This is a genomic window from Frischella japonica, from assembly GCF_014489845.1.
Taxonomy (GTDB): domain Bacteria; phylum Pseudomonadota; class Gammaproteobacteria; order Enterobacterales; family Orbaceae; genus Frischella; species Frischella japonica.
Map to the genome: position 1 here is coordinate 1 of NZ_JABURY010000013.1, position 24,132 is coordinate 24,132.

The 24,132-nt window shown below is 29.9% G+C and carries 30 protein-coding genes and 5 pseudogenes; 32 read left to right on the forward strand and 3 right to left on the reverse strand.

Annotation, left to right across the window (positions count from 1 at the left end; all coding sequences use genetic code 11):
- The 30 genes and pseudogenes from FcAc13_RS05370 to FcAc13_RS05500 all read left to right on the forward strand — a co-directional run.
- Positions 1-759, forward strand: a 759-nt coding sequence (locus FcAc13_RS05370; RefSeq protein ID WP_223064534.1) for an RHS repeat domain-containing protein, incomplete at its 5' end; no start/stop codon positions are given.
- 4 nt (positions 760-763) lie between these two features.
- Complete coding sequence (locus tag FcAc13_RS05375) at positions 764-1,105, forward strand: hypothetical protein (protein WP_187755189.1); 342 nt, start codon at positions 764-766, stop codon at positions 1,103-1,105.
- Between the two features lie 549 nt (positions 1,106-1,654).
- Positions 1,655-1,984: a hypothetical protein gene (locus FcAc13_RS05380; protein ID WP_187755190.1), complete on the forward strand. Its 330-nt coding sequence runs from the start codon at positions 1,655-1,657 to the stop codon at positions 1,982-1,984.
- Between the two features lie 30 nt (positions 1,985-2,014).
- Positions 2,015-2,125: pseudogene (locus tag FcAc13_RS12285) on the forward strand (RHS repeat domain-containing protein); the annotation flags it as partial.
- A 3-nt stretch (positions 2,126-2,128) separates the two neighbouring features.
- Entirely contained in the window at positions 2,129-2,311 is a 183-nt protein-coding gene (locus FcAc13_RS12185; protein ID WP_246415095.1) for a hypothetical protein, read from the forward strand.
- 11 nt (positions 2,312-2,322) lie between these two features.
- Positions 2,323-2,511, forward strand: a pseudogene (locus FcAc13_RS05390) (TNT domain-containing protein); the annotation flags it as partial.
- 68 nt (positions 2,512-2,579) lie between these two features.
- On the forward strand, positions 2,580-3,026 hold the full coding sequence (locus FcAc13_RS05395; RefSeq protein WP_187755192.1) for a hypothetical protein: 447 nt from the start codon (positions 2,580-2,582) through the stop codon (positions 3,024-3,026).
- A 667-nt stretch (positions 3,027-3,693) separates the two neighbouring features.
- Entirely contained in the window at positions 3,694-4,494 is an 801-nt protein-coding gene (locus tag FcAc13_RS12290; RefSeq protein WP_187755193.1) for an RHS repeat domain-containing protein, read from the forward strand.
- Positions 4,495-4,616: 122 nt separating this feature from the next.
- Complete coding sequence (locus FcAc13_RS05405; RefSeq protein ID WP_187755194.1) at positions 4,617-4,907, forward strand: hypothetical protein; 291 nt, start codon at positions 4,617-4,619, stop codon at positions 4,905-4,907.
- A gap of 7 nt (positions 4,908-4,914) precedes the next feature.
- Positions 4,915-5,307, forward strand: coding sequence for a hypothetical protein (locus tag FcAc13_RS05410; protein ID WP_187755195.1), 393 nt, complete (start codon positions 4,915-4,917; stop codon positions 5,305-5,307).
- 180 nt (positions 5,308-5,487) lie between these two features.
- Complete coding sequence (locus tag FcAc13_RS05415) at positions 5,488-5,832, forward strand: hypothetical protein (RefSeq protein ID WP_187755196.1); 345 nt, start codon at positions 5,488-5,490, stop codon at positions 5,830-5,832.
- 498 nt (positions 5,833-6,330) lie between these two features.
- A pseudogene (locus FcAc13_RS05420) lies at positions 6,331-6,915 on the forward strand (RHS repeat domain-containing protein); the annotation flags it as partial.
- A 57-nt stretch (positions 6,916-6,972) separates the two neighbouring features.
- Entirely contained in the window at positions 6,973-7,371 is a 399-nt protein-coding gene (locus FcAc13_RS05425) for a hypothetical protein (RefSeq protein ID WP_187755197.1), read from the forward strand.
- 290 nt (positions 7,372-7,661) lie between these two features.
- Positions 7,662-8,549 carry an RHS repeat domain-containing protein gene (locus FcAc13_RS12295; protein ID WP_484494494.1) on the forward strand — a complete coding sequence of 296 codons (888 nt, stop codon included), beginning with the start codon at positions 7,662-7,664 and terminating at the stop codon, positions 8,547-8,549.
- A gap of 124 nt (positions 8,550-8,673) precedes the next feature.
- Complete coding sequence (locus FcAc13_RS05435) at positions 8,674-9,126, forward strand: hypothetical protein (protein WP_187755199.1); 453 nt, start codon at positions 8,674-8,676, stop codon at positions 9,124-9,126.
- 223 nt (positions 9,127-9,349) lie between these two features.
- Complete coding sequence (locus FcAc13_RS05440) at positions 9,350-9,634, forward strand: hypothetical protein (protein WP_187755200.1); 285 nt, start codon at positions 9,350-9,352, stop codon at positions 9,632-9,634.
- 597 nt (positions 9,635-10,231) lie between these two features.
- Positions 10,232-10,486: an RHS repeat domain-containing protein gene (locus FcAc13_RS05445; protein WP_187755201.1), complete on the forward strand. Its 255-nt coding sequence runs from the start codon at positions 10,232-10,234 to the stop codon at positions 10,484-10,486.
- 38 nt (positions 10,487-10,524) lie between these two features.
- On the forward strand, positions 10,525-10,842 hold the full coding sequence (locus FcAc13_RS12115; protein ID WP_484494495.1) for an RHS repeat-associated core domain-containing protein: 318 nt from the start codon (positions 10,525-10,527) through the stop codon (positions 10,840-10,842).
- Between the two features lie 41 nt (positions 10,843-10,883).
- Positions 10,884-11,471, forward strand: a complete 588-nt coding sequence (locus tag FcAc13_RS12120; protein WP_223064537.1) for a hypothetical protein — start codon at positions 10,884-10,886, stop codon at positions 11,469-11,471.
- 513 nt (positions 11,472-11,984) lie between these two features.
- Positions 11,985-12,650 (forward strand): hypothetical protein, encoded by a 666-nt coding sequence (locus tag FcAc13_RS05455; RefSeq protein WP_187755202.1) that lies wholly within the window; start codon positions 11,985-11,987, stop codon positions 12,648-12,650.
- A 185-nt stretch (positions 12,651-12,835) separates the two neighbouring features.
- Positions 12,836-13,081 carry a hypothetical protein gene (locus FcAc13_RS05460; RefSeq protein WP_187755203.1) on the forward strand — a complete coding sequence of 82 codons (246 nt, stop codon included), beginning with the start codon at positions 12,836-12,838 and terminating at the stop codon, positions 13,079-13,081.
- A 91-nt stretch (positions 13,082-13,172) separates the two neighbouring features.
- Positions 13,173-13,487: a hypothetical protein gene (locus FcAc13_RS05465; RefSeq protein WP_187755204.1), complete on the forward strand. Its 315-nt coding sequence runs from the start codon at positions 13,173-13,175 to the stop codon at positions 13,485-13,487.
- 1,219 nt (positions 13,488-14,706) lie between these two features.
- Positions 14,707-14,808: pseudogene (locus tag FcAc13_RS12515) on the forward strand (RHS repeat domain-containing protein); the annotation flags it as partial.
- A 9-nt stretch (positions 14,809-14,817) separates the two neighbouring features.
- Positions 14,818-15,186 carry a hypothetical protein gene (locus FcAc13_RS05475; protein WP_187755206.1) on the forward strand — a complete coding sequence of 123 codons (369 nt, stop codon included), beginning with the start codon at positions 14,818-14,820 and terminating at the stop codon, positions 15,184-15,186.
- Positions 15,187-15,191: 5 nt separating this feature from the next.
- The gene (locus tag FcAc13_RS05480) at positions 15,192-15,596 is read left to right on the forward strand and encodes a hypothetical protein (protein ID WP_187755207.1); all 405 of its coding nucleotides are present in this window, start codon (positions 15,192-15,194) and stop codon (positions 15,594-15,596) included.
- Positions 15,597-15,737: 141 nt separating this feature from the next.
- Positions 15,738-15,941, forward strand: a pseudogene (locus FcAc13_RS12380) (hypothetical protein); the annotation flags it as partial.
- 143 nt (positions 15,942-16,084) lie between these two features.
- Positions 16,085-16,240: a hypothetical protein gene (locus tag FcAc13_RS05485; protein WP_187755208.1), complete on the forward strand. Its 156-nt coding sequence runs from the start codon at positions 16,085-16,087 to the stop codon at positions 16,238-16,240.
- Positions 16,241-16,260: 20 nt separating this feature from the next.
- On the forward strand, positions 16,261-16,506 hold the full coding sequence (locus FcAc13_RS12520; protein WP_425499466.1) for an Imm26 family immunity protein: 246 nt from the start codon (positions 16,261-16,263) through the stop codon (positions 16,504-16,506).
- 600 nt (positions 16,507-17,106) lie between these two features.
- Positions 17,107-17,445, forward strand: coding sequence for a hypothetical protein (locus tag FcAc13_RS05495; RefSeq protein WP_187755209.1), 339 nt, complete (start codon positions 17,107-17,109; stop codon positions 17,443-17,445).
- Positions 17,446-17,811: 366 nt separating this feature from the next.
- A complete protein-coding gene (locus FcAc13_RS05500; RefSeq protein ID WP_187755210.1) occupies positions 17,812-18,405 on the forward strand; it encodes a hypothetical protein in 594 nt (197 codons plus the stop codon).
- Positions 18,406-18,511: 106 nt separating this feature from the next.
- Here FcAc13_RS05500 and FcAc13_RS05505 read toward each other — a convergent pair whose 3' ends face one another.
- Together FcAc13_RS05505 and FcAc13_RS05510 are read right to left on the reverse strand one after the other, a co-directional pair.
- The gene (locus tag FcAc13_RS05505) at positions 18,512-18,976 is read right to left on the reverse strand and encodes an AraC family transcriptional regulator (protein WP_187755211.1); all 465 of its coding nucleotides are present in this window, start codon (positions 18,974-18,976) and stop codon (positions 18,512-18,514) included.
- Positions 18,976-19,311 carry a hypothetical protein gene (locus FcAc13_RS05510; protein ID WP_187755212.1) on the reverse strand — a complete coding sequence of 112 codons (336 nt, stop codon included), beginning with the start codon at positions 19,309-19,311 and terminating at the stop codon, positions 18,976-18,978. Before FcAc13_RS05510 ends, FcAc13_RS05505 begins: the two co-directional genes overlap by 1 nt.
- Positions 19,312-20,914: 1,603 nt before the next feature.
- Between FcAc13_RS05510 and FcAc13_RS05515 the strand changes: the two genes are divergently transcribed.
- Together FcAc13_RS05515 and FcAc13_RS05520 are read left to right on the forward strand one after the other, a co-directional pair.
- Positions 20,915-21,934, forward strand: coding sequence for a tyrosine-type recombinase/integrase (locus FcAc13_RS05515; RefSeq protein ID WP_187755213.1), 1,020 nt, complete (start codon positions 20,915-20,917; stop codon positions 21,932-21,934).
- 226 nt (positions 21,935-22,160) lie between these two features.
- Entirely contained in the window at positions 22,161-23,087 is a 927-nt protein-coding gene (locus FcAc13_RS05520; protein ID WP_187755214.1) for a DNA replication terminus site-binding protein, read from the forward strand.
- A 176-nt stretch (positions 23,088-23,263) separates the two neighbouring features.
- On the opposite strand, the gene ispE is transcribed toward FcAc13_RS05520, so the two are convergent.
- Positions 23,264-24,130: a 4-(cytidine 5'-diphospho)-2-C-methyl-D-erythritol kinase gene (ispE, locus tag FcAc13_RS05525; RefSeq protein ID WP_223064538.1), complete on the reverse strand. Its 867-nt coding sequence runs from the start codon at positions 24,128-24,130 to the stop codon at positions 23,264-23,266.
- Positions 24,131-24,132 lie beyond the last annotated feature (2 nt).

Here is a 24,132-nt window from a genome sequence, read left to right on the forward strand (position 1 = left end):
TGGGTTTATGAGGAAGGAAGTTTAGTACCCACTGCTAAGTTAAGCGAGGGCAAGTCCTACTCGATTGTATCGGATTATTTGGGCAGACCCGCTCAGGCCTATGATGAAAAAGGTGAGCTGGTTTGGCAGGTAGAATTTGACATCTATGGCAGAATACGGGAAAATTTATTTAACAATAAGTCGTTTATTCCGTTCAGGCAACTGGGGCAGTACGAAGATAAGGAACTAAGCGGGCTTTATTACAATCGTTTCCGTTACTATAATTCTGAAACTGGCTTATATATTAGCCAAGACCCTATAAAACTTGAAGGGAACAACCCGAATTTTTATGCGTATGTGCATGATTCGAATACGATGGTTGACCCGTGTGGGTTGGATTTAGTAAACGGAATGCCATTATCAGATGATACTAGGTTATTTAGAATTGGTGGAAGTGGGTTAGATAATTTAAAATTAAAACCAGGAGAAATTAAATTAAATCCTTCAGGTATATCTTTAATTAGAGCGAGTAGTGCTAAAGAAGCTGGTGATATTATGAAAGAAGCTTTTACTAAAGCTACTCGATTACATGATATTATTAATGCTGGAAATATTGCAGAAATAGATGCAAAAAGTATAAGAGAAGCAGGTTTTGATGTAATTGATAATCCTACAAAAAGTATAGGTGATGCGCATGCTAGATTAATCCATCCGGATGGAGCCGATGGATTTAGTAATAGTAATTTGAAAAAATTATCGGATAACTTTAAATGTCCTTAACGAAATGAAGAAAATAATAGATAATATCATATTGATAGTAGGTTCTAATAAATTGAACATAGGAAGTATCAATGTTAGCCTACATAGAGAAATTAGTTTTAATAATATTAATAAATTGCATTATAGTGGAAATATAAGTAAAGGAAAAGATATAATACCAGAGTCTTTACAAAATCTTTTAAAAGAAAAAGAAGAATCTATTAATACGGGTTTATTTTCTATTTTAGATGAACTTGATGAACAAATCAATAGTTTTGATTTATTCCTTGAAAGGAATAATATACGCATTTATGATTTGTATATTGAAAATGACGGTGTAGAATTTACTATACTAAATAAAAACTAAAAGGGAAAAACCAATGTAAAATTTGGTTTTTTGGTTTAACAATCAATTTAGTTTCTCTAACAATTCCGATTCTGAGTTAGGGTGAAGGACTTTAACAAGCCAGAGCAGGTTGTAAAAATCTAAGGAGGAGTGGCACAAGGTAAGCTAATAGATTTAGAAAAATCCATTTTTTATGACACACAAAGAAATGAAAAAAGTTAACTTCAAAAGTTATCAAGATTATAACGAGATAAATTTTAATCTGATAGCATTGAATCTATTTCTACTTAATAAATATCATTATGATATTATTAATATACAAGGAAAAGGTATGTTTTTTTTCAAAAGAGCTAATTTATGCATTAAAAGAAAATAATATTATTGCTTTTGAAATTAGAGAAATTATTTTAGAAAATTAGATAACACATTAATAACTAAATAAAAAAGCCTACTCAATGAGTTGGCTTTTTAAATTAAGAACATTATTCAACTGGTCTAAAAGTTCTCATTCCGAATTATAGATGAAGGTGCAAATATTTTATAAGTATAATATTAAAGTATTCAATAAAAATGAAATATTTTAAAGGTGAAGTGATTTTTAAATATTCTGAAAAGGATATTATTAAAGTAGGTAATATATTATCTAAGTTAATTTTTGATAAAGAAGGAATGTTTTACGGGTTAGCTAATTACTTACGTGATGAAGTTCCTTTTATCTATACAGATAATATATTAGGTTTTTATTTTGGAATTATGCAAAATCCAGAGGAGTTAGATTTGTTTTGTTTAGAGATAAACGATGTACTTTATAAGGGTAATGCTCAGTATATAATAGATTTGAGGGAAAGATTAAAATTTGTTATAAAACAATCTCCAGAATTTGAAATTATAGAGGATTAGAGAAAATAACTTGTAAGAAATAATCGGTTTAGGTATTACGATAGTAATACAGGAACTTATATAAGCCAAGACCCTATCGGGCTAGCAGGAAACAATCCGAATTTTTATGCCTATACGTTTGATTCTAATTCGGAAGTTGACCCGTTGGGGTTGATGGCTACTTCGTGGAATGACTTTCAAAAAAGATCAAAAGGTTTATTTAATAAAAATAAAAAGGCATCTGATGCCTATAAATTATTTAAAGCTAAAGATTGGAAAGGTTTGGAAGATTTTATGGGGAATGGATCATGGCCGCCTAATCAAGGTTTTACAAATATTAAAAAGTAACTTTATCAGTAGGAACTCAATTGGATAGGTTTGGTCCTGAAGGAGGAAGATTTCTTGCACCTTTAGGAGCTAGTTTTGAATCAAGAGCTCTCCCTATATCTTCTAATGTTCCAAGCGATTTAAAATTTTATAAAGTTATAAAACCTTTACAAGTTGATGCTGGACCTGCAATACCTTGGTTTAATCAAAAAGGTATGTGAACACAGTATTTTACAGGTGAAAAAAATATAGCACAATTAATTGATGAAGGATATTTAAAACGTATTACATGCAAATAACAAGATTAAATAAATTAAATATTAAACACAAAACGATATTTGATGGTACTTTAGATTTATTATATAAGCAAATATTCAATTATGAGATTGATAATGAGAAAATTACGGTTTTATTTTCTGATTTTGAAAATAATTATCTTTCGACATTTTCATTGTTTTGTAAATCATTATTACTGAATAACTTTTTTATTGATAATGAAAATAAAGAATCTCTATATTATGAAATTGTAAATAAATTAAATTTAAAGTCAAAAATTCATGAATATAATAATCCTACTGGTTTAAAATATTATTATGTTAAAAGTTTTGACTTTTCACCATGTTTTACTATAAAAAGTTTAAATGAAAAATATCTTTTATTCTGCTTTGGTGTTTCTGAATTAAATCCAGATAGATACGTAATATTGTATCAAGGTATTCTTGAATTAACAAAATAAATTTAAAAACACCAACCTTAAAGGTTGGTGTTTTGTTTTAGTATAATTCTTATACAATTTGTCTAAGAGTTCCCATTCAGAAGAAGAGAGTAAGGATTTAACAAGCAAAAAAGGTTATAAAAGTCTAGGGGAGAATGGCAGAGTGTAAACCTTTGTATTCCGTTTTCTCTAAAAGAGCCTTTTACCGGATATTACATAAAGATCTAAGGATAAAGCCTAAATTCTTATCATCAGGGATGAATTTAAGATAGGGTAAAGTGATTAAGATTTTTTGAAAATTAAGAGTTCTTTTTTCATTTTTCAAATGATTTTTTCTATAAAATTTCTATTACAAGCCACAAAAATCCGATCAAATATATGGTGCATCGGGTAAGATTCTAAAGGATAAAAATTGGAATTACATTTATGATAAACAGGGAAATCTTATTTTAAAAACTCCGAGAAATTTTAAAAATTCTGCCAATAATTTACCAAAAAATTCATCTTTCTTAAGTGAACATATAAATTCTAAAAACAATTTTTGGATTGAAGAAAATGAATTTGACCGTAAGGCCGAAATACGGCGATATTCCAAATCCGAACTCAAACAATACGATAAAATACGAAAAAAAAGAACGCTTGAAAATTCTGACCCTCCACAATGGCATCAAGGTGACTGGGAATACCAATGGCAGGGCAATGGAATGTTACAGAGGTACGCAATCCTCAGGGGAAATGGATCCGTTTTGAATACAATGCTTTAGGAAGAAGAACAGCAAAAATTGTAAATACAAAGATTTATCGTTATCTTTGGGATGGTAATGTATTATTACATGAGTGGTTTTATGAGAGTGAACGGCGTCCAAAGGTTATTTCTGATGAGCTGGAAATGCTTATATTGGAACAGCCTGAACCGGTTGAAAACCTGACCACTTGGGTTTATGAAGAAGGAAGTTTTGTACCCACAGCTAAGCTATGCGAAGGCAAGTCCTACTCGATTGTATCGGATTATTTGGGCAGACCCGCTCAGGCCTATGATGATAAAGGTAAGCTGGTTTGGCAGGTAGAATTTGACATCTATGGCAGAATACGGGAAGATATCTTTAACAATAAGTTATTTATTCCGTTCAGGCAACTGGGGCAGTACGAAGATAAGGAACTAGACGGGCTTTATTACAATCGGTTTAGGTATTACGACAGTAATACGGGAACTTATATAAGCCAAGACCCCATCGGTCTGCAAGGAAATAACCCGAATTTTTATGCTTATGTGAGTGATATAAATACAGAAGTGGATATATTTGGATTAAGTAAGTATAATCCGATTGAGGTTTTAGGAAGAGAAGTATATCAAAATCCTGTTGATTTTGGCGGAGGTGTTCCAACTTTTGTTGACCCTATTGTAGGGAAAACCAATCCTACTGTACAAAAATTACTTGATGCAGGGGCTTCAAATTATGATTTGATGAGTAAAGGAAAGACCCCATAGGTCTTGCCGGGAATAACCCTAATCTTTATGCGTATACCTTCGACTCCAATACAACGGTCGACCCGTTTGGGTTGGATATAATAAATGGTGTTCCTCAAAACCCAGGTGTTGTTAGACGTTTTATGTCTAAAGCTGAATTTAAAGAATTTAAGAAGAATGGATTTAAATTCGATCCTACTGACTCAAGGGGAGGAATTAGCTCTACATCAACAAGTATTAAACCTAAAAATCCAGATGCCATTAAAAATAGTACAGGAGCATTTGGTGCTGATTATTATGTCGATATTAATACTAAGGATAAAAATGTAGAATTAAAAGGTCCAACAAAAGGAGGTATACCTGATTGGAAAATAAAAGATGATGTCACTTGGGGGACGGATGATATTTTAGAATATGGTAAAGTTTGTAAATAAATAAAGTATGTTAGATTTAAAAATATTATCTGATGAGTATACAAAAGCTCAAAATGAAGTTAAAGATTATCTTAGAAATATAGATATTGAGCATTTTGATTATTTAAAAAATAAAGATATCTTACTTAAACTAATTCATAGTAAACTTTTTGAAGCTAAAATATTCGAAGTAATGTTACACTTTGATAAAGATGAAGCAATTAATTTTTTAAAAACAGTATATTTAGAAGGTAACCCTAGAAATAAAGTATCTTTTTCGACTAATTTAGATGTAATGTTAGACGATTACAAAGAAATATTAGGAAAAGATGAGTATAACAAATTAATAGATAGCCTATCAAAATCTACTAAAAATTTTTATCCAATAAAAAAAGCGATTGAATTTGTAGAGGATGAATAGCTTAAATAAGATTAATTTTAAAATGAGCTAGCAAAAAAAAATTAAACAAAATAAAAAAAGCCAACTTTTAAAGTTGGCTTTTTTTATTTAAGAATTCTTATTTAGTTTGTCCAAGAGTTCCCATTCGCTTTTAGGGATTAACTCTAAGAGTAAGAATACCGTTATTAAAGGTGTGGATGTTTGGCAATAAATAAATATTATAAAATGGAAATTGCAAAACAAATAATTGATTCAAGTCAATATAAAAATTTAGTTGACAATATAAAGAAAAGTACAAGGCTAAAAGTTCTTAGCGAATATAGAGATGCTGTCGCAAGTCGTGATGAACAAAAGATGAAATTGGCAAATTTGTCAAAAGAAGAAGCAATGAAATTACTCGAAATGGATAAAGATTTTTTCAATAAATTTGTCTTATATAAAATGCAAAAATTGATGAAGAATATCCAAATGGAGAAGAGCCTAAACAAGAAAATGATAATGAAACAATACTTGGTTACTCAAAAAATTTTTTACTCCTTTATCTAATTGAATATTTTTTGCTTAAAACTAATCCTTCTGGATTAGAGCCTTATCTAAAAGTTACTCGTATTCCAAATGCAAAAAAATATGAAAAAGAACTAAAAGAAATTTATAGTAAACTTTAAAACAAAACCGCTTCGATTGAAGCGGTTTTTTTTTATCAAAAAAAGAAAAAAAGGGGACAAAAAGGTTTGGCAAAGCCACGCATTTATAAAAATTGCTTCACAAAATTTGGTTTCTTGTCCGTTTATGGCTGTTAAAGCAGCCCAAAATAAAAAGTTATCCAAAATTATGCTAAATCGTTCCAATCCCTTTACTGTTCTGCGTTTCCACTTTTTACACACTATCAATTTGTATTTGGGCGGTTTGAGAATGGTTTTTTTAATATTTTTGGCGGTTTAGCGTTTTTTTTTCAGATTTTTTTGATCTGTTTTAGTTCACAATTTTAAAAATTAAGATGTGTAAAATTATCTTCCCACAGCTAAGCTATGTGAAGACAAGTCCTACTCGATTGTATCAGATTATTTGGGTAGACCCGATAAGGCCTACGATGATAAAGGTAAGCTGGTTTGGCAGGTAGAATTTGACATCTATGGCAGAATACGGGAAGATAGCTTTAACAATCAGTCGTTTATTCCATTCAGGCAACTAGGGCAGTACGAAGATAAGGAACTAGACGGGCTTTATTACAATCGGTTCCGTTATTATAACCCTGAAACAGGGATGTATACTAGCAAAGACCCCATCGGACTGGCAGGAAATAACCCGAATTTGTATGCGTATGTGCATGATTCCAATACGATGGTCGACCCGTTTGGGTTGGATGAAAAACTTACAGAGGGTATTGTCTATAGAATGGCTTCAGGAACTCCTGATTCAATGACCCCAAGACCAGGAAAAGATACAACTTCTGGGCTTTCATTTTCTTTGGATAAGCCAGAAGGTAAATATCAAGCAGTAGATGTAGCTAAACTTAACGGAACAGGTTTAGAAGCTATTAATGATCATGGTAGTCATGTTTCTATTAGACCTGAAAATGATCCAGATTTCAAAAAACTTAATGAATGGGCTAGTACTAGACAAACATGAGAAACTCACCCTTATACTGAATCATTAATGGATAGTCGAATTAAATGTAAATAAAAAATGGAAGATACTACTATAAACGCTGATAAGTTAGCTTCTAAGATAGAAAATATACTATTAAAAAAGGAAGAAGAAATATCCAATAGAGAGGAAATTAATCATATAACGATTAAAAAAGTATATGCAAATTATATCCATGGATATAACGTGTATATGTCAATAGGTATAAAAGAGAAATATTTAAATGAAAAAGATGTTGATTTATTTGATATTATTTTTGATGTAATAGATAAAAAAGAAATTGTATATGTAAATGGAAATTTTATTTTATCAAATGGAGAAAATCTCAATGAATTAATAATTTCAGGCAAAGAGGATATATTATTAAAGATAGACAGCTTTATTAGCTCTTGCTTAAAAAAATATGAAAATGTGATAAATGATTACATTAATTATTAATAAATAAGGATTCATTATTCAGATATAACAAAAAGCCAACTTTAAAGTTGGCTTTTTAATTAATAATTCTTCAATTCGTCTAACAATTCCCATTCCGAATTAGGGAGTAAGGATTTAACAAGCAAAAAAGGTAATAAAAATCTAGGGGAGAATGGTAGAGTGCAAGCCCCTTACTTTCCGTTTCCGCTAAAAGGGCTGTTTGCCCAATATTACAAATAGAGTTAAGCGAAAAAACTAAATTCTTATCATCAGGAATAAATTTTAGATATGGTAAAAGTTATTAATAATGCTTGAGGTTTAAGGTTTTTTTCCGTTTTTATTCTGAACTCAAACAATACGACGAAATAAGAAAAAAAAGAACGCTTGAAAATTCTGACCCTCCCCAATGGCAGCAAGGTGACTGGGAATACCAATGGCAGGGAAACGGAATGTTACAAGCGGTACGCAATCCTCAGGGGAAATGGATCCGTTTTGAATACGACGCGTTAGGTAGAAGAACAGCAAAAATTGTAAATACAAAGATTTATCGTTATCTTTGGGATGGTAATGCAATATTGCATGAGTGGTTTTATCAGAATGAAATGCGTCCAAAGGTTATTTCTGATGAGCTGGGAATGCTTATGTTGGAACAACCCGAACCGATCGAAAACCTGACCACTTGGGTTTATGAAGAAGGAAGTTTAGCACCCACAGCTAAGCTATGCGAGGGCAAGTCCTGCTCGATTGTATCGGATTATTTGGGCAGACCCGCTCAGGTCTATGATGATAAAGGTGAATTGGTTTGGCAGGTAGAACTTGACATCTATGGAAGAATACGGGAAAATTTATTTAACAATAAGTCGTTTATTCCGTTCAGGCAACTGGGGCAGTATGAGGATGTTGAAACGGGGCTTTATTATAATCGTTTCCGGTACTATAACCCTCAAACTGGCACCTACATCTCTAAAGACCCTATTGGCCTCGCAGGAAACAACCCCAATCTTTATGCCTATACCTTCGATTCTAACTCCGAGGTCGATCCGTTCGGGTTAATGGCGAAGAAAGGAAACGACGCAATGAGGAAAATGGCTCCAATTGATTTAGGAGAAGGATATATAGAGCTCGGAAAGATGTTTTTAACTATAAAGGATCTTCTGATTTTGAGGTTCATGTTTATAAAACTAAAGGAAAAGAATTAAAAGAATTAGGCGTTATGAATTCTGAGGGAGGATGGATAAATAAACATGGACATACTGAAACTCCTAAATTACCTGATTCGGTTAATAATAAATTGAAAAATATGTGTAAATAGAAAGATTAGGTATGTCAAGAATAATAAAAAAAAATAATATTTGGTATTTTGATGATTATTTTGATTATTTAAATAAAAACGAAAAACAAATACCAGAAAATACTAAATATTTTATACTGGATCATGAAAGATATCTTATTAGAGGAGAAAAAACATTATATGATTCTTATTTTAAAAGTTTAAAGTATAGTATTGGTATAGGAAAGAAAAAAGATTTATTAAGTATAATTTTTACCAATGCTTTTAATACAAAAAAATATTGTTTTGAGTTTCAAAATGTAATAGAAATAAAATTAAACTGTGATTTAGCTTACTTAAAAAGCTCTTATTTATTGATTCATCAGTTTTCGATCAATAAAGATAATAGTTATAAATATGAATTTATCTTTACTGATAGATCTAAAATAATTCTGAAATTTAAAAATATATCGATTAAAGAAGAAGATATCAGTAATTATGAGTAAAGTATTAGATTAGATAAGTTTTGTATAGTTAACTCATTCAACAATATTAGAAACCAATCCAACTCTAAAGTTGAATTTTTTCTTTTAAGAGTTTAGTTTATCTAACAACTCTAATTCTTCCTTAGGGATAAGAAAGCGGAGGGGTTGGAAGTGTAGAGCATATGTTCGTTTGGGAACCTTGGAAATATGGAAGTTTATTCTAATTAATTTTAATATAAAATTTATGAAAAAGGCTAGTCCTGAAAAAAAAGCTTATGTAAAGAAACTTTGTGAGGAAGGTATTGTAAAAGCAGATGAAATTTTAAGCCATCTTAAAAAAGGTGAGTTTTATCAGGAATTATCACGAGGTGCTTTAATCAATATAAAAAATGAATTAAAAGAAATGAGTTTAATTTTGGATAAAAAACAATATGATCCAGCCTATCCAAGATTCATTTTAGATTATCCGAAAACTGATTTAATAGATTACTATATTAATATATGGTATGAATATTATAAAAAAACATAACAAAAAGCCAACCTTTAGGGTTGGCTTTTCTGTTTTTGTGTTTCAACGGTTCAGCTTGTCCAGTAGTTCCATTTCTACCTCGGGGATAAGGGAGCGAATCAGTTGCAGGATGTTGTAGATATCCCATTTATTATGTTCCGTATAATTCGGAAACGAAATTTTTGCCAGTAAAGCCGTTTGCTCAATATTACAAATAGAGTTAAGCATAAAACCTAAATTCTTATCATCAGGGATGAATTTAAGATAGGGTAAAGTGATTAAGATTTTTTTTAAAATTTCTATTCCGATCCACAAAAATCCGATCAAATATATGGTGCATCGGGTAAGATTCTAAAGGATAAAAATTGGAATTATATTTATGATAAACAGGGAAATCTTATTTTAAAAACTCCGAGAAATTTTAAAAATTCTGCCAATAATTTACCAAAAAATTCATCTTTCTTAAGTGAAAATACAAATTCTAAAAACAATTTTTGGATTGAAGAAAATGAATTTGATCGTAAGGCCGAAATACGGCGATATTCAAAATCTGAACTTAAACAATACGAAAAAAGAACGCTTGAAAATTCTGCTCCTCCACAATGGCAGGGCAACGGAATGTTAAAAGCGGTACGCAATCCTCAGGGAAAATGGCTCCGTTTTGAATACGATGCTTTAGGAAGAAGAACAGCGAAAATTGCAAATACAAAGATTTATCGTTATCTTTGGGATGGTAATGTATTATTACATGAGTGGTTTTATGAGAATGAACGGTGTCCGAAGGTTATTTCTGACGAGCTGGGAATGCTTATGTTGGAACAGCCCGAACCGATCGAAAACCTGACCACTGGGTTTATGAGGAAGGAAGTTTAGTACCCACTGCTAAGTTAAGCGAGGGCAAGTCCTACTCGATTGTATCGGATTATTTGGGCAGACCCGCTCAGGCCTATGATGAAAAAGGTGAGCTGATTTGGCAAGTGGAATTTGACATCTATGGCAGAATACGGGAAAATTTATTTAACAATAAACAGTTTATTCCGTTCAGACAACTGGGGCAGTATGAGGATATAGAAACGGGGCTTTATTATAATCGTTTCCGCTATTATAACCCCCAAACAGGCACCTATATCTCCAAAGACCCCATAGGTCTTGCCGGGAATAACCCTAATCTTTATGCGTATACCTTCGACTCCAATACAACGGTCGACCCCCGTTTGGGTTGGATATAATAAATGGTGTTCCTCAAAACCCAGGTGTTGTTAGACGTTTTATGTCTAAATCAGAATATAAAGCTTTCAAGAAAAATGGATTTAAGTTTGATCCTATTGATTCTAGGGGTGGAATAAGTGTAACTTCCACAAAAGTAAAACCCAAAAATCCAGATGCTATAAAAAGAAGTACAGGAGCTTTAGGAGCAGATTATTTTGTAGATATTGATACAAAAGGGAAAACTAAAGGAGGCGTTATGGATTTATTTAAAAAAATAGAAAAATACTTTTATTTAAGGGAGGAGATAAGAGAATTATTATCTAATTTAGAAATGAATAATAATGCATATTCTGAAAATCAAAAAGATCTCTTATATAGGCTAATGAAAGATTGTCATTTTGAAGCAAAAGTTTTTGAAATCATATTACATATAGATAAAAAAATAGCTATTGATTATATCAAAAAATTTTATTTAGACGGTTCACCAAAAGACAAAGTAAGGTTTAAAGGAAGTTTAGATATAATGTTGGACGACTATAACACAATATTAGGAAAAGATGAATTTGATGAATTAATAAATTCCTTACCAAAATCTACAAAAGACTTTCCTTTTATAAAAGAAGCAATAGAGTTTGTTGAAGATGAATAAAATAAGAAATTATCCTAAAATTAAAATAAAATCTCTGAGAATTTAGTATTTGAAAAATGCACTTGGAGATTTTTATTAGATAAAAAATAAAAAGAGAAAAGCCAACCCTAAAGGTTGGCTTTTTAATTAATAATTCTTCAATTCGTCTAACAATTCCCATTCCGAATTAGGGAGTAAAGATTTAACAAGCAAAAAGAGGTTGTAAAAGTCTAGGGGAGAATGGCAGAGCGTAAGCCCTTTGCACTGTGTTTCCGCTAAAAGAGCCTTTGCCCGATATTACATAAAGATTTAAGGGAAAAGCCTAAATTTTTATCATCAGGGATGAATTTAAGATAGGGTAAAGTGATTAAGATTTTTTTTAAAATTTCTATTCCGATCCACAAAAATCCGATCAAATATATGGTGCATCGGGTAAGATTTTAAAGGAAATAAATTAGCATTATATTTTTGATAAACAAGGAAATTTTATATTAAACAAGCTAAATTTAATAATTAAAAAGTAAAAGGAATAAAATGTCATTAGACAAAAAAATACGAGAAAATTTAGATGGAAAGTATCTAACAATATATAGCGATTCTTTCAAAGAAGGAATAGAATATGCTTCTAAATTAAAAATTAACCATGTTCAAATAATTTGGGTATCTGAAAAAGAAGTAGATTTTAAAGAGTTTGAAAAGGTTGGTGATTTTTTAAAAATAATATCCTTTGTAAGCGTAGTAGATCGTATTAAAAATTTAGATTCAATTTATTCATTACAAAGGATTGAAAAACTTTATTTTCAACAAAAGCAAAAATTTAAAATAGATATTTCAAAGTTCCCAAAAATTGAATATCTAGGTAGTGAATATTGGAAAGGCTTAATAAATATAAATAAAGCACATTCTCTAAAAGGTTTGTTACTTTTAAAATTTCCCAAAGTAAATCTTAATGAACTATCAGAATTAAAAAAGTTACAAAAACTTCATATCTATAGCTCAAAAATAGAAACGTTAGCAGGAATAGAAAAACTCCCTTTGAATAACTTATCTTTGGTTCGGAACAACGCTTTAGAAAATATAGAAGCCATAAAAGAACTCAAAAAATTGAACGATTTACTGATTGAAAAGTGTAAAAAAATTTCTGATTACACTTTATTAGATAGCTTAAAAAATAAAGTGGATATAAGAATTATTAAATAACTAATTCAAAATTACTATCCTAAATTTTGTGTATTTATCCACTAAAGGTAATGGTTGATTCTGTCTTCAAATTCAGAAAATTTTAAAACGGGGCTTTATTATAACCGTTTCCGTTACTATAATCCTGAAACTGGCTTATGTATTAGCCAAAATAGATAATAACCCGAATTTTTATGCCTATACGCATGATAGTAATACATGGGTTGATCTGTTTGGGTTATCTTTTTTTAGGTGGGCACGTAGTGGAAAAATATAAGTTTTACCCCAGAACGATCTATTACAAAATAGACAGGAAAACAGGTTTAGTTAAGAATATACATTGGGATTCTGTTTTCGACAATGCCGATAATGTTACAAGTAAAGGGTTTATTGCTTATATGATAGATATGAGCACCTTTCCTAATGATTTAGTAATTAATCTACGAGGATAAGATCCTAAGTATTATGAAATAGTGCCTAAAAATCCAATGTCTGAAGATGCTTATAAAAAAAGTCTTTCTCAAATTAAATGCAAATAAAATTATGTCAAATAAATTTCCTAAAGTATACGATGCTAAATATTATTTTGATGATGATTTGTATCAACTTGAAATAGAAAGTAAAGGATGTTTACTTAATATTATTGTAGAATTTTCAAATAATATTATGTACAAAATTTCTTTTTATGATATTTCTAGATTTTCGCAAGATGTATCGGAAGAGTTGCAAGAATCTTCTTTTTTTTATCAAGAAAACATCATTTTTCTAACAAGACTAACTAAGGATAATCTTGTTAGAACAATTAATGAAATCGAAAAAAAAGGAGTATATTCCAGATTAAAAGATTACAAAATATAAAAAAAAAGAGGCTGTCATGATGATAGTTTTTTCAACCGTTCAGCTTATCTAATAGTTCCAGTTTATCCTCAGGAATAAGGATTTTAATAAGGGTAAAGATATTAAATAAGTACAGCAGTTTGTGGCAATAGGTCAGGCTTCTACCAAAAATTAACTGAAGAATTTTCTTTTTTATTGCATGAGTGATTTTATGAGAATGAGCGGCGTCCTAAGGTTGTTTCTGACGAGCTGGGAATGCTTATCTTAGAACAACCCGAACCGGCTGAAAACTTGACTACTTGGGTTTATGAAGAGGGCAGTTTAGTACCATCTGCAAAGCTATACTAGAGCAAGTCCTACTCAATTGTATCAAATTATTTGGGCAGACCCGCTCAGGCCTGTGATGATAAAGGTGAGCTGGTTTGGTCGGTGGAGTTTGACATCTATGGCAAAATACCGGAATGTCGTTTAACAATCAGCCGTTTTATTCTGTTCAGACAACTGGGACAGTATGAGGATGTAGAAACTGAGCTTAATTATGACCAGTTCAGATATTATAATTCTGAAACCGGCTTATATATTAGCCAAGACCTGATAGGACTTGTAGGGATAACCCAAATCTTTATAAATTGGATTGAAAAGGTTTGGAAGCTGTATATCATCATGGAAAAACGTTTATATTAGACCGGAAAATGTTCTTGACCTTAAAAGACGAATGAAGCAAGAGTTAAATGAAAATAATCGTAAGATTTATTATGTTATTTATGGAAAATTTTATAATAGAATCTTTAAATAAGATAAAACATTAATTATCAAATAATTTGGAAATAAACAAAATTTTTATAGAGATTGATAATGATTGTAACAAATATATTTTTGAAATAATGCTGAATGACAGATGTTTAAATGAAAGGGACATAGATCTTATAGATATTGAAATAACATATAAGATACTTAATTTGAATGCGACAGATTTAAAAGGAGAATTTTATGCTGGAGATGGAAATATTTATGATTCATTTCACATAATTGATAAAGTCAATGCAGCTAAAGATCAATTAAGTAGATTTTTAGATAGAATCTTAGTAATGTATGATGACATAGTAAAATTATATGTCAAATAAATTTTGGGCCCTATCCTAAATTTTGTGTATTTGTCCACTAAAAGTAATAGTTGATTCTGTCTCCAAATTCCAAAAATTCTAAAACGGGGCTTTATCATAATTAATTCCGATATTATCATCCTGAAACCGGCTTATATATTAGCCAAGATCCCACAAAACTGGAGGGGAATAACACGAATTTTTATGCGTATGTAAGTGATTCGAATACGATGATTGATGTGTTCGGGTTGACAATAAAAAATCCGTTTGAAATATTTTTTAGTCAAGATTCTCTAAATCCCATTTTTGAATATGATAGTAAATTAAATAATTCAGTAGGATTACTAAAAAACAATCCAGTAGCAGAATCAATTGAAGCAATAAGATTAGTTCGAATCAAAGATCTCCCTGTAAATATTCAAGAAAAATTATCAAAACAAGGCGCACATGCAGATGCTGTATTTACATTAGATAATAGACGTTTATATGCAGCTCGTGAAGCAGGAACAAAAGTAAACACCAGATGGGCTACTCCCGAAAATTTAGCAGAAATAAATCTTAATAAACGATTTAGTACAGATAATGCGGCTATGTCAATAAAAATAAGATGTAATTAAATATTATGGAATATCAAGCTATTAAAACAAAAGAAGTTGGAATCATTAATGGAAGAGATGCTATTTTTTTGGATGATTTCAGACAGACATGTAATTCACAATGTATTTGTGTTTTCAAAGGGAAGTTTAATTCTAAATTGATTGAAATAAATTTTGAAAAGGAATATATCCCTTATATATTTTATTTTTCTCATATTATTTATTATCAATGTTGTGAATTAGATACTTATATAAATGAAGCAAAGATGGATTCATCTTTTGATTTAGTTCATAATTCATATCTAATAGAAGAATTAAAAACTGGACGTAAATCTTCTAAGATAAAAGAAAATTATAGGCACTATGTTTTACAAACATATGATTATGTTAATGATATTATTGCAAAAGATTATGAACTAATAATAGAGTAGACCCTACTTAATATTATTTTTAAGTAACTTAGAAAGTAAGAATAACAAACAAGTTAACTCTATGAGTCGGCTTGTTATTATGAAGATAAGTTTAGACAATTAGTATATTATGAAGACGAGTAACTAGACGGGCTTTATTACAATCGCTTTAGGTATTACCACAGTAATACGGGAACTTATATAAGCCAGGCTCCTATCGGGGTAGCAGGAAACAACCCGAATTTTTATGTGTATACGTTTGATTCTAATTCGGAATTTATACCGTTTGGATTAAAACCTTTAGGTACAAGTGGTTATCTTAACATCCATTGTATGAAAAAGATTTTGTTAAGCCTTATTATATAAGGATAACAAAACAAGATATAGATAATAAATGTCTCAAAACATTGAATCAAGAAGATATACGGGAACACATGAAATATTGAAAAATAATGTAACATATCAAACAAAAACAGGTATTAAGGTGAGGTACTAATAAGAGAAATAAAATGCCATTAATCATGAAAAAAATAGAAGTTATGCCAGGAGAAATATATGCAATTCCTCTATTTCTACCTACTGAAGATATTATGGAAAATTTAAAGAATTATAAAAAGAGAAGTTTGATAATAGGGGGAAAGAATTTGCTTTTTGTAGAATTATAAATGATAAAGGTGGAAGCGGCATATTTGTAGAAGTATTTGATCAAATAGGGACGTTACAAGAAGATATTCAATCTATTATAAACTTTCCCAGATTATTTTCTCCAATATCTATTTCTGGATTAGGAATTTCAAAAGGAAGATGGAAAAAGATTTATACACAAGATAATTATGATCCCGAAAAAAAATCCAATTTATCAAAAATTCAATTAATAATTGGGCGAGGAGAAGATTCTAGATTATGGCAAAATGGTATCGAAAAAAATTAGTGAAACTGAAGCAAAAAATTATGAACAATGGATTGTTTGGACTCCAACTTAATTAGAAATAAGGCTAAAAAATAAATTATTCAAATGAAGAAATTTAAAAATGACAATACAATAATTTGCCCAATGAAATGATACCGAAATGCCATTCAGGTAACTTGGGCAGTATGAGAATGTTGAAATAGGGCTTTATTATAAGCTGTACCGATATTACATTCCTGAAACTGGCTTATATATCAGCCAAGACTCAATAATACTTGCACATAATAACCCGAACTTTATAGGTTTCCATTTTCTTCTAATTTAGAAGTTGACCCGTTTGCGGTGATGTCAGGATGAGATAGAGACTATTTAGCTCTTATTTTTGCGATATTGTCAAAGATCCTATTAGGCCTTATTAGGATAGTGTAACAAAGTAAAAATTATAAATTCGTTAAGAAGGTTGATCTTCCTGATGTTAAAAAAGTGATTTATTCAATTTAGATATATTTCATAAAGCAGGTCTGGAAATAGGGCTATATTATTGCTTAGGTAAGTATAAGGGAGTATTATCTGGAGGAAAAGTTAAAGCCGCAGCAAATGGGGTAAAATGTGGATCATATAATGGTTGAAGATATTAAACAATATTTACTAGCTGAGATAGAAGGCAAAATGGAAAGCTCTTTTATTTATAAATTAGACAAAGAAAACTATTATGATGAAAAAAAACTAAACATTTTATTAGAAAAAACAGATTGTTTTTTAAAAAATAGTTCTGTAAATGAGCCTGAATATATGGAAATTTTACAAGGATTGTTTAATGTATTTTTACATACTATTTTTTTATTTTATTGTAATAATTCTCCAAATGATTATTATAAAATAGTCAATTATGATGAAACTTTAAATTCTGAAAAAATAACTAATATTTACTTAAAAATAAAAGATGTAATATTAGCGTAAAATAAAATTAATGATTAATATATTGTGACGTTGTCACTAATAATTTAGATTAATTACTCGCTGTATAGCCATTCTAGTTTGTTTTTTAGTTGAATAATCTTCCTGCTTTCAATTTTTTCTCGTACCTTTAGGGCAATATTAAAACTAATTTTTTAAGAATGTATGTAGACATTCATATATAGATATTTTGCTAGACCAACATATGGTTCATTATAATATAATTTGATGAAGGTTTGGGAATACAGCAATTAAAGACAAAAGTAAATTAACCAAATATGATAAAGTGGTATTTTATACATTTGATTGTATAAATTATCAGAAAACATAGTTCAGTTATATTTAAAATTTATTAAATGGGAATCAACGATGAAAAATTTTTTAATAGCCGTACCAGCCTTAATGCTATTATCCGCCTGTACACCAACACGAATGTCCGAGTTAAATAATATCAATGGATTACAATATGGCGTAGGGAGTTTTGGCGCAGAAATTATAGAAAGTTACACTGTAACTAGAAACCAAACTTCATCGAATAATATATTATCCATGTGTGTAAGAAACTCAATTGATAATCATGCAGTTGTACTCCAAGATAATGCTAATAGTTTTGTTGGAGCATCAGGAACTTATTATAATATTAATAAACAATATGTTGTTAATGGTGGAGCAAACATCCAACAACAATTACCAAATGGAATTGTAGCCCAAGGGGTGACTTATTATTCTTCAATGTTAATTGGCTATGCTGTTAAGTATCAATTAACAGTTCGTCAAAATAATAATAATATCAGCTATACATTCAATAATATCCAACAAGCGCAACAAAATACAGGTAGTATGAATAATTATGGTTTTAGCCAAATTTTTACTGATAAATGGAGTGCATCTGGGGCTACATCTGTTGTGAAAAAATTGGATGAAGAAGTGGATAAAATTGATAGCTGTTTAGCGAGTTATTAATTGCATTTATTGCAACTAATGATGATTAAATGCAGTTAATTATTCGGTATAGCAACTTATTTTTTTACAAAGGAATTAATAAGTTGCCATAAAAAGGTCCAGCATTTTATTTCAATGGTAAATAAACCTCTGTAATCATATCTTCCTCACGTATATCAGGTCCAACATTCACATAGTGAAAGATTGGCGGAAAGTCACCTAATTGTTCTCCACTATATGGTAGCCATTGTTTGATTAAGTAAATAATGGCCTGATTATTATAGCGTGATCCAATATCTACAGCTTTAGCACAACGTAATTCTGGAATAGTTTTATTTGTTACTCCATAGCGATTAACCCCGATAGGCTTATCGATCGAAATAGCAAAATCAACTCGCTGTAAATGTGGCGGAGTAGTATTCGGATCGGTGTAATGAATACCATAATTACGGTTTATTTGTGGATCAAATAAATTTTGTTCTCTACGCCAAGCAATAAATTGATTTATTGTTTGATATTCTAATTCCGTTGGACCAATATGTTCAATAACTGCAACTTCCGTTAAAGGAAAAGTGACAATCTCCACATTCATCAGTTACACTGTCCCGCAGCTTTGGTTAAGGCATTGCATTGTGCTGTTTTGGGTAAAGAACCATTTTTACCCATTGGTGAACATAGAACATCACTGGAAGTTACTAAGGCTGTGGTATAATAACATTGATACACTTTCTTTTTAAAGGTAGCATTAAATTTTACTGAGTCCATTTCTTTAGTTTTATTGGAAATGGTAATTTTATCTGGAGTGGTACCAAGAGCAAATGCTGTTTTTTGTTTAATACTTTCATCAGAACGAATCGAACCGTCTATCATGCCACATCCTGAAAGAGACAATGTTATGAAGATCAATGGTAGCATTATTTTTCGCATTTTATTTCCTTTAATTTAAAATATAATATTAATAATTATGCTTTAGTATGAATTTAAAAACTAAAAACATTATATACTTATTATTTATACTTATCTATTGATATATATAGTTCATATATTAAAACAAAATATTTTTAAAACTTGGCTAAATACTATTTACTATTTTCAATGAATATTAACCTAATATAGATATTAAAGGATATTGTCCATGTAGTTAAACTATTTTAAAAAATTAAATATATTCTAAGACAACATTCAATATAAAATTGTTACACTAAAAAAGCGCCGCTGCAATTAAACAAAGCTAAACAAGAAAGAAGGGGACTTCATTATTATTTTATTGATAGCCTGGAGAAAAATGTTAGACTCGGAAAGCAAGCTAAAATAAAAAATTGCTATAAAGTTAATAATTATGAAATAACATTTAACAAAACTTTTTTTATATCGGCGTATTTATATTTTGATTGATTTATAGCAATTAGAAAAAGCATTTATTATCAGATTATCTAAAAAATAATTTTTGTTAATTTCACACAATAAGCATTGATATAGTTTGCGCAGATTATGTCAATGCTTAAAAATAACAAGAAATCGTTTCTATAATCAACGGCAATTAAGCTCCCTCACAAAATACCTTGCTCGATGAAATAGCGGGAAAAGTCTTTAATGATAATAATCGTGCTTATGATACAAGACTCTTACAGTTTGGGCATAATCTTATCTCGACGACGAACAGGTCGGATAATGGCAAAAATCACTGGGTCTTAAAATATACCAATAAAAATACCGTGTTCTTGATGAAAAAAGTAATGACTCGATTTATTCTAGAATAGAATTTGGTGACAGAATTAACCGTCACCTTTAACTGGTAAATACACAAAATCTAGGATAAGGTCGTAATTAAAATTCTAACAAGGAATGTCTATAATGCCACATCCTGAAAGTAACATTGTTATAAAGATCAATGATAGTATTATTTTTCGCATTTTATTTCCTTTAATTTAAATAATTATGCTTTAGTTTGAATTCTCATAATGAACAACAATTATAAACTTATTAGTTGTACTTAGGTAGTGATATAAAGTTTATATCATTAAACCAGATATTGTTAATACTTAGCTAAATACTATTTTCAATAAACTTTAACCAAATATATATCAAAGGATATTATCCATTTAATTGAACTATTTTTTATATCAGTTTATTTAAATCTAGATAGGTTCATAAATTGTGATTAAATTTTTAGATCATTTAAGAGTTTACACACAAATTTAATTTCTTTTTTTAAATCAGATAACATAATTTTCACCTTAATTCTCTAAACCTAACCGTGGTTTATTGTTAAGCAATTTTCAATAACATCTTGAGATTAGTTAATCTAAACATGCCATCAATGTGAAAAATAAAACAATCTAATCTCTTATTAATTAATGATCTATGTTCTAAATTAATTATGTTGTATAATATCCATTATACAACATTAACAATGAGTATTTTAAATATATTCATTTTGACCCTTATATTTGATCAGATAATTTCTTAAATTTTAGATGATCTTTAGGGAGTTATTAACTATATAAATGTGATAATAGGTTAGGGCATGGTGAAAGAGAGTTTAACAATATCAGAATCAAATAATTTTTCTTTAGTCAATGAAACGATAAAGAAAAACCTTCAAGATTTTTTTTCTGATATAGATGCTTACTCCTCAAATACGCAAAAACAATTTAAGAGCACCATCAATTCTTGGGCAAATTGGTGTACCCAAAATAATCGGACTTTTTTACCTATCTCACCTGATGATTTACGTGATTATCTATTTTATTTAAAAACAGATCGACAACTAAAACACAACAGTATTAATTCTCATAATGCATTTTTGGCGATGCTTCAGAATCAATCTGGTTTAACTCCTATTAATACTTCATCAAAAGTAAAACGAATAAAAAAGAAATTATTACGTATGGCAATTGATGAGGGTGAAGATCTAACACAGGCAATCCCTTTTAGATTTGAAGATTTAAAACAGATATATGATATGAAAAAAAATAGCTTAAATTTAAAAGATATAAGAGATTTAGCTATATTATCCACCGCTTACTACACTTTATTGAGAAGTTCTGAAATAACCAGAATAAAAGTGAAAGATTTTAAGTTACAACGTAACGGAAAATCAACTTTACATATTTCACATACAAAAACTGTTTTGACTATCGAAGGGCTTTATAAACATCTAGGTAAGTTACCTACCAAACTGATTCAAAACTGGTTGGATTTATCCGGCGTTGATTTACATGATAATGCCTATTTATTTTGTGCTATTAAAAAATCGAATGAAATACAAAGACCGGATTGTCAACTTACTACAGAAACCATTAGAAGAGTTTTTAATTCTGCTTATCGATTGCTTAATGTTGTTAAAAAAGATCAAACTGGTCGTTATCAAGCTTGGTCGGCCCATAGCGCACGTGTAGGTGCTGCAATTGACATGGCAGAAAAAAACGTTGGTTTAACACAAATTATGCACGAAGGGACTTGGAAAAAACCAGAAATGGTTATCCGTTACATTAGAAAACTTGAGACCAAAGATGGACCAATGCAGGAATTTGATATGGATGATTAATAATAACCGAATCAAATTATAAAAAACTCCATCTCCCATTACAATAATGTTATAGCGGAATTTTTTTCTAGGAAAATTAACAATTTTATTAAGTGATATTAATATTTTTTTGATTTAGATGATAAAGATTAATTAATTTTAAAATTCCTATTTTTTTTACTACTGTAACTATATAATCAACTTTTTGAAAGTTAGTTTAAGTCATTTAAATTTATAATGAATAATTATGTCTAATAGTAGCAAATTCAAATTAAATGTGACATATCTTGAAGATAATATTAACGCTTTTTGCAAAGAATTGTGGAATATGGGCGAGCTATTTGCCTATGTAACTGAAGTGGAAACAATGCATAAATCGCATGAAGAACATGCGCCGGATAAAATTTCGGTTTATCCACTAAATAATGGGTTACTTAACTCACAAAATTTATTAAAAAAAATTTACGGCAACTTTTATGTAGATGGCCAAACATTAGCTTCAACGAAAATAACTAAAAAATTCCCAGGTGTGATTGTTTTACCCTACAAAGCAAAACAACATATTTACATGAAAATAATGCAAATTAATAAAATAAAGCAAGAGTGTGCCGAATCATTTCGTAAATTAGCAAATAACCATGAAGATAGATTTAAAATTGCTCATGAAATTTTTCCTATGCTGATTAGTTTTCAAGTTTTTAGAGAACTACAATGTATCGAACAAAACGATGAAATTAATCGCATCAAATTTTATTGGCGTGAAACGATGGTAACTAAAAAATTTAATCGACAACAGTTATTAGAATATTTATACAACAAAAAAACATTCATTGCCGACAAAAATAAAATTTTTAATAAGAACCTTGCAGTTTGGTGCGAAGTTGATTCTTTTATTGAGGCAGTATCACAACTGCCCAAAGAGAGTCAATTTAGGATCAAAAGACATTCCACTATTCCCACACCGGCAGCCAATATTTCCATGCAATGCAACGATAAATCGATAATATTGAATAAACGTTCATCGATTCCCATTATTGTGTTTAGTCATCCCCAAAAAATTGTTTTATTAAACGATTATCGGCTGGATTTAAACCGGACAGCTAATCGATGCAACAAAAGCAAATATACCGATTTTATACCTAGCATAAACTTAGAGTTAGCTATAAATGATTAATTTTTTTCAAGCTATGTTAAAAATATTACCAGGATGGTTGATATTAAACCGTATCATTATTCAGCCAATTTAGTACCACTGTAAAACTGGATGGGAATGATAATTTCTATCATCATCGTGCACACAATTGTTTAGTATTCACTATTATCCATACTGAGATAATATTATAAATTGATTTAAATCGCTCTATAAAGTAGCGAACGATTACAGCCTTTAGCAATAAAACTCGTATACAAATCGGTAAAAAGGCCTTGATCGTTTAAACGATTTTGTAATTGTTGTGCTTGTTGGAACGAATCGCATTCACTAAAAACACATGCTCCGGTACCCGTCAAGCGAGTAGGGGCATAAGAGGATAACCAAGTAATTAAGGCATCGATTATAGGATACAATTTTCTTACTATCGGCTCACAATCATTTTTAAAAGGAGCGTTTAGTAGTTGATTAATATTTCTAGTGACACTGTCACGTTTTAAATCAGGATGTGAAAAAATAGATACTGTCGCAATGTTAATATTTGGTTTTACGATAAGATACCACTTCTCAGGTACTGTAATTGATTGCAATTTATCTCCAACACCTTGCGCAAAAGCACTATGACCATAGATAAAAATGGCCACATCCGACCCAAGTTTTTTTCCAAGTTCCATAAGCTGTTGACAAGACAAATTTAAATTCCAAATATAATTTAAAGCGACTAAAGTTGTAGCCGCATTAGATGAACCACCACCTAAACCTCCTCCCATCGGCAATCTTTTTATAATTTCAATATCAACGCCATAATACCTCGGTAAATTAATACGATGAGTTTGAGCAAATTCAAGTAATAACTTAGCTGCTTTAATAATCAAATTTTCATCATGTATAACCTTTTCAAATGGCGTAACTAAATGGATTTTATTATCAGTGCGATTTAAAAAAGTTAACTCATCGTAAAAATCGACAAATTGAAATAATGTTTGTAAATTATGGTATTTATCCTCACGTTGACCGGTAATATAGAGAAAAAGATTCAATTTTGCCGGTGATATCCATTTTTTCATTA

Coding starts and splice junctions, on each gene's coding strand:
- FcAc13_RS05375 (WP_187755189.1), top strand. CDS start 764: ATGAAGAAAATAATAGATAATATCATATTGATAGTAGGTTCTAATAAA.
- FcAc13_RS05380 (WP_187755190.1), top strand. CDS start 1,655: ATGAAATATTTTAAAGGTGAAGTGATTTTTAAATATTCTGAAAAGGAT.
- FcAc13_RS05395 (WP_187755192.1), top strand. CDS start 2,580: ATGCAAATAACAAGATTAAATAAATTAAATATTAAACACAAAACGATA.
- FcAc13_RS12290 (WP_187755193.1), top strand. CDS start 3,694: ATGGCAGGGCAATGGAATGTTACAGAGGTACGCAATCCTCAGGGGAAA.
- FcAc13_RS05405 (WP_187755194.1), top strand. CDS start 4,617: ATGTCTAAAGCTGAATTTAAAGAATTTAAGAAGAATGGATTTAAATTC.
- FcAc13_RS05410 (WP_187755195.1), top strand. CDS start 4,915: ATGTTAGATTTAAAAATATTATCTGATGAGTATACAAAAGCTCAAAAT.
- FcAc13_RS05425 (WP_187755197.1), top strand. CDS start 6,973: ATGGAAGATACTACTATAAACGCTGATAAGTTAGCTTCTAAGATAGAA.
- FcAc13_RS05435 (WP_187755199.1), top strand. CDS start 8,674: ATGTCAAGAATAATAAAAAAAAATAATATTTGGTATTTTGATGATTAT.
- FcAc13_RS05440 (WP_187755200.1), top strand. CDS start 9,350: ATGAAAAAGGCTAGTCCTGAAAAAAAAGCTTATGTAAAGAAACTTTGT.
- FcAc13_RS05445 (WP_187755201.1), top strand. CDS start 10,232: ATGTTAAAAGCGGTACGCAATCCTCAGGGAAAATGGCTCCGTTTTGAA.
- FcAc13_RS12120 (WP_223064537.1), top strand. CDS start 10,884: ATGTCTAAATCAGAATATAAAGCTTTCAAGAAAAATGGATTTAAGTTT.
- FcAc13_RS05455 (WP_187755202.1), top strand. CDS start 11,985: ATGTCATTAGACAAAAAAATACGAGAAAATTTAGATGGAAAGTATCTA.
- FcAc13_RS05460 (WP_187755203.1), top strand. CDS start 12,836: ATGATAGTAATACATGGGTTGATCTGTTTGGGTTATCTTTTTTTAGGT.
- FcAc13_RS05465 (WP_187755204.1), top strand. CDS start 13,173: ATGTCAAATAAATTTCCTAAAGTATACGATGCTAAATATTATTTTGAT.
- FcAc13_RS05480 (WP_187755207.1), top strand. CDS start 15,192: ATGGAATATCAAGCTATTAAAACAAAAGAAGTTGGAATCATTAATGGA.
- FcAc13_RS05485 (WP_187755208.1), top strand. CDS start 16,085: ATGCCATTAATCATGAAAAAAATAGAAGTTATGCCAGGAGAAATATAT.
- FcAc13_RS05495 (WP_187755209.1), top strand. CDS start 17,107: ATGGTTGAAGATATTAAACAATATTTACTAGCTGAGATAGAAGGCAAA.
- FcAc13_RS05500 (WP_187755210.1), top strand. CDS start 17,812: ATGAAAAATTTTTTAATAGCCGTACCAGCCTTAATGCTATTATCCGCC.
- FcAc13_RS05505 (WP_187755211.1), bottom strand. CDS start 18,976: ATGAATGTGGAGATTGTCACTTTTCCTTTAACGGAAGTTGCAGTTATT.
- FcAc13_RS05510 (WP_187755212.1), bottom strand. CDS start 19,311: ATGCGAAAAATAATGCTACCATTGATCTTCATAACATTGTCTCTTTCA.
- FcAc13_RS05520 (WP_187755214.1), top strand. CDS start 22,161: ATGTCTAATAGTAGCAAATTCAAATTAAATGTGACATATCTTGAAGAT.
- ispE (WP_223064538.1), bottom strand. CDS start 24,130: ATGAAAAAATGGATATCACCGGCAAAATTGAATCTTTTTCTCTATATT.